The 11861-nt window shown below is 68.4% G+C and carries 12 protein-coding genes; 4 read left to right on the forward strand and 8 right to left on the reverse strand.

Annotated features, from left to right (window positions below; genetic code table 11):
- The coding region (locus CW362_RS44140; protein ID WP_206301113.1) for a hypothetical protein at window positions 1–381 on the forward strand (381 nt) is incomplete at its 5' end.
- Window positions 382–475: 94 nt separating this feature from the next.
- Here the strand turns inward: CW362_RS44140 and CW362_RS45730 are convergent.
- Complete coding sequence (locus CW362_RS45730; protein ID WP_103553133.1) at window positions 476–844, reverse strand: helix-turn-helix domain-containing protein; 369 nt, start codon at window positions 842–844, stop codon at window positions 476–478.
- 116 nt (window positions 845–960) lie between these two features.
- Here CW362_RS45730 and CW362_RS32190 point away from each other — a divergent pair, with 116 nt between their 5' ends.
- Entirely contained in the window at window positions 961–1392 is a 432-nt protein-coding gene (locus CW362_RS32190) for a hypothetical protein (protein ID WP_240658140.1), read from the forward strand.
- A gap of 4 nt (window positions 1393–1396) precedes the next feature.
- Here CW362_RS32190 and CW362_RS32195 read toward each other — a convergent pair whose 3' ends face one another.
- The 5 genes from CW362_RS32195 to CW362_RS32215 all read right to left on the reverse strand — a co-directional run bounded on the left by CW362_RS32195 (window position 1397) and on the right by CW362_RS32215 (window position 5304).
- Entirely contained in the window at window positions 1397–1897 is a 501-nt protein-coding gene (locus CW362_RS32195) for a GNAT family N-acetyltransferase (protein ID WP_103553134.1), read from the reverse strand.
- Window positions 1898–2339: 442 nt separating this feature from the next.
- Window positions 2340–2705 (reverse strand): hypothetical protein, encoded by a 366-nt coding sequence (locus CW362_RS32200; protein WP_103553135.1) that lies wholly within the window; start codon window positions 2703–2705, stop codon window positions 2340–2342.
- Between the two features lie 39 nt (window positions 2706–2744).
- Window positions 2745–3437, reverse strand: coding sequence for an ATP-binding cassette domain-containing protein (locus CW362_RS32205; RefSeq protein ID WP_103553146.1), 693 nt, complete (start codon window positions 3435–3437; stop codon window positions 2745–2747).
- Window positions 3438–3451: 14 nt separating this feature from the next.
- The gene (locus CW362_RS32210; protein WP_162684301.1) at window positions 3452–4096 is read right to left on the reverse strand and encodes a hypothetical protein; all 645 of its coding nucleotides are present in this window, start codon (window positions 4094–4096) and stop codon (window positions 3452–3454) included.
- Window positions 4093–5304, reverse strand: coding sequence for a hypothetical protein (locus CW362_RS32215; protein WP_103553137.1), 1212 nt, complete (start codon window positions 5302–5304; stop codon window positions 4093–4095). Before CW362_RS32215 ends, CW362_RS32210 begins: the two co-directional genes overlap by 4 nt.
- A 568-nt stretch (window positions 5305–5872) precedes the next feature.
- Here CW362_RS32215 and CW362_RS32220 point away from each other — a divergent pair.
- Window positions 5873–9946, forward strand: coding sequence for a beta-galactosidase (locus tag CW362_RS32220; RefSeq protein WP_240658139.1), 4074 nt, complete (start codon window positions 5873–5875; stop codon window positions 9944–9946).
- Here the strand turns inward: CW362_RS32220 and CW362_RS32225 are convergent.
- Window positions 9907–10722, reverse strand: coding sequence for a class I SAM-dependent methyltransferase (locus CW362_RS32225; RefSeq protein WP_103553139.1), 816 nt, complete (start codon window positions 10720–10722; stop codon window positions 9907–9909). The genes CW362_RS32220 and CW362_RS32225 overlap by 40 nt on opposite strands.
- 456 nt (window positions 10723–11178) lie before the next feature.
- Between CW362_RS32225 and CW362_RS45370 the strand changes: the two genes are divergently transcribed.
- A complete protein-coding gene (locus tag CW362_RS45370) occupies window positions 11179–11313 on the forward strand; it encodes a hypothetical protein (RefSeq protein WP_276313718.1) in 135 nt (44 codons plus the stop codon).
- Here CW362_RS45370 and CW362_RS32230 read toward each other — a convergent pair.
- The gene (locus tag CW362_RS32230) at window positions 11294–11791 is read right to left on the reverse strand and encodes a MarR family winged helix-turn-helix transcriptional regulator (RefSeq protein WP_103553140.1); all 498 of its coding nucleotides are present in this window, start codon (window positions 11789–11791) and stop codon (window positions 11294–11296) included. The two genes, CW362_RS45370 and CW362_RS32230, sit on opposite strands and share 20 nt — an antisense overlap.
- Window positions 11792–11861: the final 70 nt, after the last annotated feature.

Here is an 11861-nt window from a genome sequence, read left to right on the forward strand (position 1 = left end):
TGCGTCATGGTCTCGGAGGGCCGCGGCACCGGCCGAGGACGTGTGGGTGGAGGAGACGTGTGTGTCGGCGGCGGTGGCTGGGTGGTACGCGGGCCGACCGTCGACGGGTGGACTGTCGGGCGGTTCGTGGAGGGCACCGGCCTGGGGGAGTGGGACGTTGTGGTCGCGGTGGGCTTGGGTGTCGAAGGCGCTGAGGTGGAGGTGCGCGGCTCGGGTGTTTCCGACGGTTCCGCTCTTGACGGGGGTGTGCTCGGAGCCGTCGCCGCCGAGTCGGGTGTGTTCCCCTCCGAGTCCAGCAACAGCCACGTTCCGGTGCCGCCGAGAACGAGAACGGCGGCGCCGCCCGCTATCCACGAGGCCCGCCGCGAGGGGCGTCGGTGACGGCTCATGGTTTCACTGTCGCATTGCCGCGGTGATCCCGCAGTGGTAAGGGGTCGGAGGCCCGACCGTGCTCTCCTGCGCGGGCCGAAGACGATCATGTCTGCGGGGCCCGTGAGGAGCCTGTGACCGCCTCCCGGATGCCGGTGGACCGCAGCCGGGGCCCACGCCCAGCCGTTCGGAGCCGACGACGATCGCTACGCGTACGGTCGTATGTGTCCACTGAGAGTCGTGAGCCGTTACTCCACCGGGTCGTCCGGTTCCACCGAGATCCGGCCACCGCCGCCTCCTCCCGTTCGACCGCCCGCCACGCGAGCCTCCGGCCCGACCAGCCGTGCCGTCGCAGCAGCTCCCGTACTCCCTGGACGGACAAGGACGCACCGAGGTGGTCCGCGATCAGCACGCGCACCCTCAAGAGCGTCCACCGCTCACCCGTCCAGCCCTGGGCCATCGCACCGTTCGGCATGCCGCCGGGGCGCGGGAAAAGGGGATCTGTAGAAGGAGCCGCCCGGCGGCATCGCCACCGAGCCGGACGATCACGGGCTCGGACACTCGCACGGCGGCCTGACCACCAAGCCGCACCTGACCGTCGAGCAGCGCCAGAAGTCCATGTCGATCGTGGTCACGGCCGGACAGCGCGGCGATTCCCCGCAGTTCGAGGTCGTCCTGGGCCGCATCCGGATCCCCCGGCTGGGGCCGGGCAGGCCGCGTGTTCGCCTCGATCGGGTCCGCGCCGACAAGGCCTACGCCTCCCGTAAACCGCGCCTACCTGCGCCGACGCGGTATCCGCGGCACCATCCCGGACAAGGCCGACCAGGCCCGCAACCGCGAGGAACACGGTTCCCGCGGCGACCGGCCGTCGAGGTTCGACCCGGCGGACCACAGGCGGGGCATGCAGTGGAGTGCGGCATCAATCGCCTCAAAAGGCACCGCGCCGTGACGACGCGCTACGAAAAGCTCGCGGTCCGCTACGAGGCGACCGTCCTCGTGGCGGCCATCAACGAATGGCCGTGACCACTCACACGGCTCGTTCCATGCAGACCAGCTGGTCCCGCTCGTCCCACGAATCGGTGACGGTGAATCCAAGCCGCTCGTACAGGGCGATCGCACCAGCCCGCCATCTCCACACGGACAACCGCACTGCGCTGACGCTGCTTTCCGCGGCATGTACGAGCGCCGCGCTGACCAGGCTGGACGCGATGCCCCGCCCCCGGAACGCCGGGTCCGTCCAGAGTCTCTTGACCTCGGACCGTCCGTTGACAGGGGCGGTCACCACCAGGCAGCCCACCGCGGTGTCCCCGCTCAACGCCAGCAGCACGACATCACCGACGAACACGGCCTGTGGATCCGCGATCTCCATCCGGTAGCGGTCCGGCAACCCATCCACGCCGGCGACGGCCTCACCCTTCTCGGCCTGCGTCTGCAGGTGGTAGGCCGCCAGCAGATCTGCCGGCCCATCCTGGACGGAAGGGGCCTGACCTGGCCAGCGGACGATGGCGACCTCGCATTGATGAGCCATGACGTGAGCATCGCATGACACTGCCGGGGCCAGAACGAGTATCTTGATCCACTTTTGATGCACGCCCCGGTCGACTGGATCGCCCGGATCCCCGGCCGGGAACTGGAAATCGTCCGCAAGGATCCCGGGCAGTGAGGCTTCCAGGTCCAGCCCAGGCGATGGGTGATCGAGTGCACCTTCGCATGGCTCACCGCCAACCGGTGTCCGGCCCGTGACTACGAAACCAGTCCCGCCCGTGCCGAGGCCATGATTCGCCGGGCCATGATCGGTGTCATGGTCCGTCGCCTTGCCCGAGGACGGACCGCGACTCGCCCCGGCCCACGCCCTCTTGCTCCCCGGGGCAGGTAAACCCGTTGAATCTCGGGCCAGTGCGGGCACTACTGTTCCATGCTGAGCCGGCTGCAACCAGTCACGGATCAAGCGTTGACAACCACATCGGGAATCAGTGGTTGGCCACTCTGGTGCTCGGTGTCGCGTTGGCCAGCTCACGGAATTGCGGGAACCGCTCGGCCTTCGGGTCCAACACGTCGATCAGAGTGATGAGTATTTGCTGGAGTTCGGCAAGCCGGGACGCCGCCGGTGCGGTGTCCTCGGCGAGCCGGTCGATGTCCGCAAGGAGCGGGGCGAACCAGCGTTGAAAGACCTCGTCGCGATCGAGCTTCTCGCAGAACTCGGCATACCCCAGGCACCTGCGTCGACCCGGCGCTCCTTCCGGATGCACCATCAGCTCTCCGATGGCCCGTTGCTCGGCACGCCAGAGGCGCAGCACGTTTGGATGCACCGGCTGATGCGTAGGGATGACGAGCACCGAGCGTATCCCGGCACGCCTCCGCGCCTCCCACGGCTGTCACAGGCGGTCCGGGCCGTCTGCGATCACTCGTGCGTATCCGCCCGCCGAGCGCAGCTCGTCCAGCGACCCGGCGAACCGTTTGCGCCCGTCCTTGAGCACGACCACGCTGTTGCAGCACCCCTCCACGTCCTCCAGCAGATGGGTGGCCATGACGACCACGGTTGTGGCGCTCAGTTCCTTCAGCAGCAGGTGCAGTTGGTCGCGCTGTTCCGGGTCGAGACCGTTCGTCGGCTCGTCGAGGAGCAGGAGTTCCGGCCGGTTCACCAAGGCTTGAGCGATCCCGACGCGGCGTTGCATACCGCCGGAGAGGGAGCGGTACTTCTTGTCGATACGTGCGCTCAGGCCGACTCTCTCCACCGCGCGCTCCACTGCCGGTCCCCCTGTTCGGGTGGGCATGTCCTTGAGCCAGGCGGCATAGGCGACACACTCGCGGACTGTGAATCCGCGGAACATCTCACACTTCTGTGGCAGATAGCCGAGTCTGCGGCGGATCTCCCGCCGTTCGGCGGGGCGGGCGGGATCTCTGCCCAGAAGCCTGAGTTCGCCTTCGGCTGGGCCTGTTGCCGTCGCCAGCACGGCGAGCAGTGAACTCTTCCCGGAACCGTTTGGCCCCAGCAGACCGTGGACTCCGTGAGGCAGCTCCAGATAGAGACTGTCGACCGCGGTGGTGCGCCGGTGGCGGACGGTCACTCGGCGGGCGCTGATCATCGGGACCTCAAGTCGTCGAAGGACTCACGGCGGAGGGTGAGCAGAAGGGTCAGTGCGCCGGCGGCCAGCGCCCAGAGGAACTGGGAACCGAAGTCGAGGAGATCCATGAGGACTTTGAGAAGGACAGGGCGCCAGGATGTGACCTGTCGGTCCGCCCGCATGGACAGCCGGGTGATGGCCGAGACTCCCAGCAACCACGTGACGGCCACCGCGCCGGCGCCGAGCAGGCAGCCGATGTAGGAGCTGAGAACGAGCGTGGCGAGGGTGAGGGTCAGGCACGGCATCAGCCAGGCCGCTGCCCAGAGCGAGCCGCTCAACCCGGCCAGGCCGGTGGCGGCGAGCAGTGGCAGAGAGATGGCCAGGACGACTCCGGTCCGTAGGAGCAGCAGCCGCAGGCCTCCGGCCGGGGTTGTCCGGACGACCGGCGCGAACGGGTCGGCCTTGCCTCCGTAGCTGACGGCGACCCATACGAGGGGCAGTAGCGGGGCGAGCAGAAGGAGCAGCGCCAGGGTGTCCTCCTGGCCGGCGACCCTCCCCAGCCAAACGCCGACCGCGCACACTCCGGAGACGGCGAGCAGCCAGGGCCACCGCAAGCCGGGGACGGCTCGCAACCACACGGGAAGAAGCTGACGTGGGTTCATGACGACCACCGTGGGGTGTAAGGCATGTCGGGCAGTGATTTCCCGGACTCCACGGCGTCGAGGTACCGGCTGAGCCAGTTCGTGCGCTGCTTCGGAGGCATCTCGTTCAGGAGCTGGACGAGATGCAGTTGCTCTTCTCCGTAGAGCACGCTGTCCGGTGAGGTGCCGGTCAACCAGGTGAACACCGCTCCCTCCAGGGGCCCTGTACAGAGATCCGGGCAGGCGATGTCCCTGGCGAGGGATCTGGCATCGGCGGAGAGCTCGATACCGATGACTCGAGGGCCTGTGTCGGCCGGGTCGTTGTCGGCTCCCCAGTCTCCGTAGCGATAGCTCTGGTCGCTCACCACGTAATAGGAGGGTGCACCGCGCACGCCTCGCAGTTTTCCGGCCAGCCGGTCCACCTGGGGTTGGAGACGTCGCCGCGCGCCTTCGTTCTCCTTCGGCAGGCAAAGAGCAACGGCACGTCCCGTGCAGCGCATCTCGGAGGCGTTGACGGCCGAGATCGCGGCACTGCCTTTCTGCGTCAGATGCAACCCCAGTGCCGCTGTCCCGGCCACCGTCACCAGTACGACGGCCGTCTTCCAGCAGCGCGCGCACAAGCTGACGGCGGCCGCCGCCACGACGGCGAGCATCAGGGCCCTGCACCAGGGCAGCCACGGATGAGGGCGAACCGGAACCCAGCCGGACGTGCCGGGCGGAAGCGCGTCCCCGGTGTAGTTGATCTCTGCGGGATGTGTGATCGCCGACCACCAAGAGCTCTGCCCGAACAGGATCAAGGCCGTGACGAGCACGAACGGAGTCGCCGGGAGCGGGACGGCGCGGCCGGCCAGGTGGCCGAAGCACGAGACGGCCACGATCGACGCTGCGTCGACGGTCATGGCATCGAACGGCGGGCGGTGGGACGGCTGTCCCGCGTAAGGCCACACGAGCACGGCCAGGACCGCCAGCAGGTATCCAGCCAGTGGCCACAGGACGCCTGAGGCAAGGCCTGCCAAGCGCTGGGTCAGAACTCCGCGAACGGCTGTCGCATGGATCCAATCGACTCCGCTGCGTACCTCGGCGCCGCCCTGCCAGCTTGCCAGGAGGACGGCGGCCGCCCCGCCGTAGCCGCAGGCCGCCTCATGGAGGTTCTCGCCGATCTCGATCCATCGATGCGTGGACTGGGTCACGGCGAAGCCGGCGATCAAAGCCGCCACGGTCAACGACACGAACGGGCCTGCCTGGCGCCGCAGATTCGCCCGAAGCACCAGTGCACCAGGTTCCCACCGCGCTGCATACATGATGTGGAGGACCGTTGCCGCTGTGCCCGCGGTTGCGGGCGGTCAGGGGCGTGACGAGGTGAAGGCAGGCGCACGAGTTGCGCAAGAGCGCATAAGACCGCCGCCGTGCCGCTCCGGGAAGGCTCGGTCCGACCTTCGCGACGGGCAAGCAGGGCTGAAGGCGGCAGGTTGTGCACCAGCGTGAAGGCAATGCGCTTCCGCGAGGTCAGGGAAGCGCCCATCGAGCATGGCTGCGCGCAAGCCGGGCAACCAGCCCTGTGTACGAGGGATTCGCAGCCCCACATTTCTCATCTGTCTTTTCCCGCCCCATTGTGTTGAGCCTTGTGCGGCCCTACTGTTCGACTTTGCCTGAGTCTGTTTGATGCCGATCGTTCGGGCCGTATGGAGGGCCGCAGTGCGGGGTAATCAGATCAGTTCAGAAGTTACGAGGACCGGTCGGGGGAGACGGTGGAGGGCGGTCCTCGCGACCGCCGCGACCATCGCCCTCGCCGCGGGCATGAGCGCGCCCGCCGCGGCGGCGCGGGACGTCGGCGTACAGGCTCCCGCCGCTGCGCCCGCCGTCGGTCCGCGGGCGCACGCGGTGAGTATCGACGGCTACTCGTTCCTCGTCGACGGCAAGCGGACCTACCTGTGGTCCGGCGAGTTCCACTACTTTCGGCTCCCGAGCCCGGACCTGTGGCGCGACATCTTCCAGAAGATGAAGGCCGCGGGCTTCAACTCCACGTCGTTGTACTTCGACTGGGGATACCACTCGCCGAAGCCGGGTGTGTACGACTTCAGCGGGGTGCGTGACGTCGACAAGCTGCTCGACATGGCCGAGGAGGCCGGACTCTACGTCATCGCCCGCCCGGCGCCGTACATCAACGCGGAGGTCGACAGCGGGGGCCTGCCCGGCTGGCTGACCACCAAGGCGGGGAACAACCGCAGTGACGAACCGCGGTTCCTGAAGTACGCGGACGAATGGCTGACCCGGATCGACCGGATCATCGCCCGCCACCAACTGACCAACGGGACCGGCTCCGTCATCGCCTACCAGGTCGAGAACGAGTACTACAACGGCTCGGCCGCCGGCCACTCCTACATGAAGCACCTGGAGGACAAGGCCCGCGCCGACGGTATCACCGTGCCGCTGACCGGCAACAACAACGGCACCTTCAACTCCGGTACCGGCGCCCTGGACGTCGACGGCCCCGACTCCTACCCGCAGGGCTTCGACTGCTCGAACCCCTCGAAGTGGAACGGCGTTCCGGACATCAGTTACGACCACCCCGCCGGCAGGCCGCTGTACTCGCCGGAGTTCCAGGGCGGCGCCTTCGACCCCTGGGGCGGGCCGGGCTACGACAAGTGCGCCCAGCTGATCAACGATCAGTTCGCCAACGTGTTCTACAAGCAGAACATAGCCGTCGGCGCCACCGCGCAGAGCTTCTACATGACCTACGGCGGCACCAACTGGGGCTGGCTGGGCATGCCGCAGAACTACACGTCCTACGACTACGGCGCCGCGATCCGCGAGAACCGCCGGCTCGACCCGAAGTACGACGAGGACAAGCTGATCGGGTACTTCACACAGTCGGTCGCACCGCTGACCAAGACCGAGACGATCAGGGCCACACCGCCCGACGACTCCGCGGTCGTGGACACCGCCCGGATGAACCCCGACACAAAGACGCAGTTCCACGTCCTGCGGCACGGCAACTCCACGTCCACCGCGGTCGACAGGACCCACATCGCGGTGGACTTCAACGCCCGGCCCTCCGCCGACACCACCTACACCTGGGACGACCCCGACGCCGCGCTGCAATACACCGGTTCGTGGTCGCACGTGGCCGACCAGAGCTACACCGGCGGCGACTACAAGCACACCGAGTCCTTCTCCGACAAGGCCGGTGACTCGGTGAGTGTCCCCTTCGAGGGCACCGCGATCCGCTGGATCGGCTCGAAGACCGACAACCACGGCAATGCCGACGTCTACCTCGACGGCACCAAGGTCGCGACGGTCGACGACTCCGGCGGCGAGAACCAGGCGGTGATCTTCCAGAAGACCGGCCTGCCGGACGGAGCGCACACCCTGAAAATCGTCGTCGACGGCAGTCACGGCCCGGGCTCCACCGACGACTACGTGGCCATCGACGCCATCGACGTGCCGACGGGTACCGCCGCGGAGCCGACCTACCCGGTCGTGCCCCAGCAGCCGGGCACCGCGATCACGCTCGACGGACGCGACTCACACGTGATCGTGGCCAACTACCGGCTCGGCGAATCGCAGTTGCGGTATTCGACCTCGGAGATCATGACCAACGCGACCATCGGTGACCGGGACGTCGCCGTGCTCTACGGCGATGCGGGCAGCGACGGTGAGACCGTGCTGCGCTACGCCTCCGAGCCTACGGTGACCTCCAGCGGCGGCCCGGTCACGACGACCTGGGACGCGGCCACCGGCGACCTTCGGCTGAACTACACGCACAAGGGCCTGATCCGCGTCGGCATCACCGGCGGTGGACAGCGCCCGCTCGAACTGCTCGTCGGCGACAAGGCCACGGCCAAGACCTTCTGGCGTCAGGACACAGCGGCCGGCCCCGTCCTCGTGCGCGGCAGCCACCTGCTGCGGACGGCGACCAGTCTGCATGGCGGCCGCACCCTGGCACTCACCGGCGACAACGCCGACGACAAGAACATCGAGGTGTTCACCTCCGCCGACCACATCACCTGGAACGGCCGGACCGTCGACACCCGGGCCGGCGGCACGGGGAGCCCAGCCGGGAAGATCCCGACGGCAGCCCCGGTACGCCTGCCGGCACTCACCGACTGGAAGCACAGCGAGGAGTCGCCCGAAGCGGCTCCCGGTTTCGACGACACCAGCTGGCAGGTGGCCGACAGGACGACCACCAACAGCATCTCCGGTGTCAACGCGCCGCCGGTGCTCTACGCGGACGACTACGGTTTCCACACCGGTAACGTGTGGTACCGCGGCCGCTTCCACGCCACCGGCAAGGAGACCGGCGTCCGCCTGGTCTCGGACTCCGGCGGAGGGGCGCAGGCGTTCTCGGCCTGGCTCAACGGCACCTTCCTGGGCAGCTCCACCACGGGCAGGGCCGACTTCACCTTCCCGGCCGATGTGCTCAAGTCCAAGGGTGACAACGTCATTTCCGTGCTCACCGTGAACATGGGGCACGAGGAGGACTACAACTCGACCAACGGCAACAAGGCAGCGCGAGGACTGACAAGCGCCTCCCTCGCCGGGGCACCGCTGACCGCCGTCACCTGGCGGCTACAGGGCGTACGCGGCGGCGAGGACCTGCAGGACACGGTGCGCGGGCCGCTCTCGACGGGCGGCCTGTACGGCGAGCGGGCCGGCTGGTCCCTGCCCGGTTACCCGGACGGCAAGTGGAAGAAGACGTCCCTTCCGACGGCCGACACCCGTCCCGGGGTCTCCTGGTACCGCTCCGACGTCGCCCTGGACCTGCCGCACGGCCAGGACACGTCGCTCGGGCTGACGTTCACCGACGACCCGTCACGCAAGTACCGGGCCACGATCTTCGTGAACGGCTGGCAGGTCGGCAACTACGTCAACTACCTCGGGCCGCAGCACACGTTCCCGGTGCCGAACGGGATCCTGAACCCGAATGGCGGCAACAGCATCGCCATTGCCGTATGGAACCTGGACGGCAGCACCGGCGGCCTCGGCAAGGTGTCGCTCACCAACTACGGCAGCTACGCCTCGTCCCTGCACGTCGCACAGAACGACAGCCCCCGCTACGACGCCCACACGTACGCGATGCCGAAGCGGCCGGGGGCGGACATCACCCTGGACGTGCCCGACACCGCCCAGTCGGGACGGGCTTTCGTGGCCGAGGCGACGGTGCGGGTGCCGAAGGACGAACCGTCCGCCGCCCGGCTGACGGCCTCGCTCTCCGCGCCCGACGGCTGGGACGTGAGCGCCGCGAGCCCCGCGTCGGTCGAGCACCTGCAACCCGGCCGGTCGGCCACCTTCACCTGGAAGGTCCAACCGCAGCCGGGGAAGCTGCCGTCCGCCTCGGCACTCACCGCGACAGTCCACTACCTGCAGAACGGACGGCGGGCCACCGGCACGGACGAGCGCATCGTCGGCGCGATACCGCCTGCTCCACCGGCCGGGAAGAACGCAGTGAGCGACCTGCCGTTCTTCTCGTCCACCAACGGGTGGGGTCCGGTCGAGCGTGACACCAGCGTCGGCGAGCAGGCAGCCGGCGACGGCCGTCCGATCAGCATCGCCGGGGCGCGCTACGCCAAGGGCCTGGGCACCAACGCGGACAGCGGCATCGAGCTCTATCTCGCGGGAAACTGCTCGCGGTTGACGGCCGAGGTCGGTGTGGACGACGAGACCAGCGGCGCGGGAACAGTGACGTTCTCCGTGACGGCCGACGGCAAGACATTGGTGACCACGCCGACGATCCACGGCAAACAAGCTGCCGTGCCGATCGACGTGGACGTCAGTGGCGCGCAGGTGATCGACCTCAAGGTCGGCGACGGCGGCGACGGCAACGGCAACGATCATGGTGACTGGGGGTTGCCCACGCTGACGTGCGGGTAGTGCCTGTCGCGCAAGCCCTGCTTCGACGGCGAGGAACCACGACGGAACAACGCGGTCCACAGGAAGGTCACGCCGAACAGTGCTGACTCAGGGGGTTCCTCCCGCATGCGGCGCAGTTCCACCTCGACCAGGTCGGAGAAGATCCAGCGCAGCGATTCCGGGGTGTAGGCGAGGCCGCCCTGCAACTCGTGTTCGCGGTAGAGGTCGGCGTCGGTGAGTTCCGACCCCATTCCGGCCTCGCCCGCGGCGAAGCTGGTGAGCGCGAGGTGACCGCCAGGGGCGAGGACCCGGTCGAGGAGGGCCAGGTAGCTGACCCGGCGGTGGGGCGGCAGGTGGTGGAAGCATCCTGAGTCGACGACCAGGTCGTACGGGCCGCTCAACTCGGCGGCGGGGAGGGCGAAAGCGTCACCGCACAGGAAACGGACGTCGACTCCGGCCTCGTGAGCCCGGTCCTCACCCCAGGCGACGGCCACCGGGGAGAGGTCGACGGCGTCCACCTCGAAGCCGTGCGAGGCGAGGTACAGGGCGTTGCGGCCGGGTCCGCTTCCCAGGTCCAGGGCCCGACCGGGAGCGATCAGGCCCTGGTCGAGGTAGGCGGCCAGGTTCTCGTCGGGCTTGGCCACGAAGAACGGGACCGGCCTTGACCGGTCGGCATAGAAACGGTCCCAGAAGTCCTTGCCGTCGCCCGTCGCCAAGCGGCCGGCCTCGGGTTCAGATGCGAAGAGCCCGTCCAGGAGCGCGAGAACGTCCTCGACGGTGCGTACGGTCCGGTCCATCCGGCCCCCCTTTCGACCGATGTCGACCATAGGGGCGAGAATAATAAAAGACCAGGTCAGGCGGTGCATGGCGACGGCTGGGACGGGCCGTTGCGAGCCCCGAAGGCCACCGGCAAGTAACCCACTCCAGTCCCCGAGTCCGCGTCCGCCCAGCCAGCCGTCAAGGGCCGGAGGGGGGCCGTCCTCGGCTGCTGCAGGGAGACTGTTTCGACGAGTTTTCCCGGGGTGCTGAGGCACGTCCGGGGAGCTCGGGGCAGGGCTGGTCCATGCCGCCCTCGGGCAGGTGGCGGCGACGGATCCGCTCGCACCAGGGACTTCTCGGCCATTTGGCCTCTACCGCGGCACCGGCCCCGCGATGGGGGTGATGCCCGAGCGGGCACGCATGGAACGCATCCGCCTTCGGGGCGAGCTGTGCGGCGAACTGCCTGGCAGGGACGGGCTGCGGAGAGCGCGGGGGTGAAGCTCCGCATCGTTCCGGACATCGGCCGCAACGTCATGTTCGACGATCCCAACGCGTTCGCGCGCGTGGGAAACGCGCGCAAACCGGCCGGAGCAGGCTACTCGGGCCTCGTCACCACGCTCCGGTGTTGAACTCGCGCTCGCCGGAGAAGGAGTGGCCGTCCCGGATGCTGCCGCTGATCCGATCGATGAGGTCAAGGGCGTGCGCCAAGGCGCGCCGGTCCTCCTCGTCCAGCGTTTCCTCCAGCGCGTCGGCAAGCACGCCGACGCGCTGACGGCGGTCCGTGTCGAGCGCCTTCTTCCCCGCTTTCGTCAGGGTGAGGACCTTCCTGCGGGCATCGCCCGGATCGGTGCGTGAGGCCAGGAAGCCCGCCTCGGTCAGTTCCCTGACGGTCGCGGCCATCGTCTGGTGGCGCACTCCGCGGGTCGCCGCCAGGTCGGCCGTGGTCATCGGCCCCCGCGTGTCGAGGAGACCGAGCACCGCCGCCGGAACGGACGCGAGCCGATCGACGGTACGGGCGCTGCGGACCAGGGTGCCGACAACCGTCCGGAGGCGGACGGCCAACTCGTCGGGGAGGGGGGCCGGTTCGTTCGAAGGCGCGTCGTTCACATCCCCCAGTCTAGCAAAAAAGTACAGGGATGGCTGTATTACAGTGTGCCCTGTACATTACGTCGATAGG

The sequence above is a fragment of the Streptomyces populi genome (assembly GCF_002911015.1).
In the GTDB taxonomy this organism is placed as follows: Bacteria; Actinomycetota; Actinomycetes; order Streptomycetales; family Streptomycetaceae; genus Streptomyces; species Streptomyces populi.

Bases quoted from the DNA above. Each gene is read 5' to 3' on its own strand.
- CW362_RS32195 (WP_103553134.1), bottom strand. From the start codon at position 1,897: ATGGCTCATCAATGCGAGGTCGCCATCGTCCGCTGGCCAGGTCAGGCC.
- CW362_RS32220 (WP_240658139.1), top strand. From the start codon at position 5,873: ATGAGCGCGCCCGCCGCGGCGGCGCGGGACGTCGGCGTACAGGCTCCC.
- CW362_RS32225 (WP_103553139.1), bottom strand. From the start codon at position 10,722: ATGGACCGGACCGTACGCACCGTCGAGGACGTTCTCGCGCTCCTGGAC.
- CW362_RS45730 (WP_103553133.1), bottom strand. From the start codon at position 844: ATGCCGAACGGTGCGATGGCCCAGGGCTGGACGGGTGAGCGGTGGACG.
- CW362_RS32210 (WP_162684301.1), bottom strand. From the start codon at position 4,096: ATGAACCCACGTCAGCTTCTTCCCGTGTGGTTGCGAGCCGTCCCCGGC.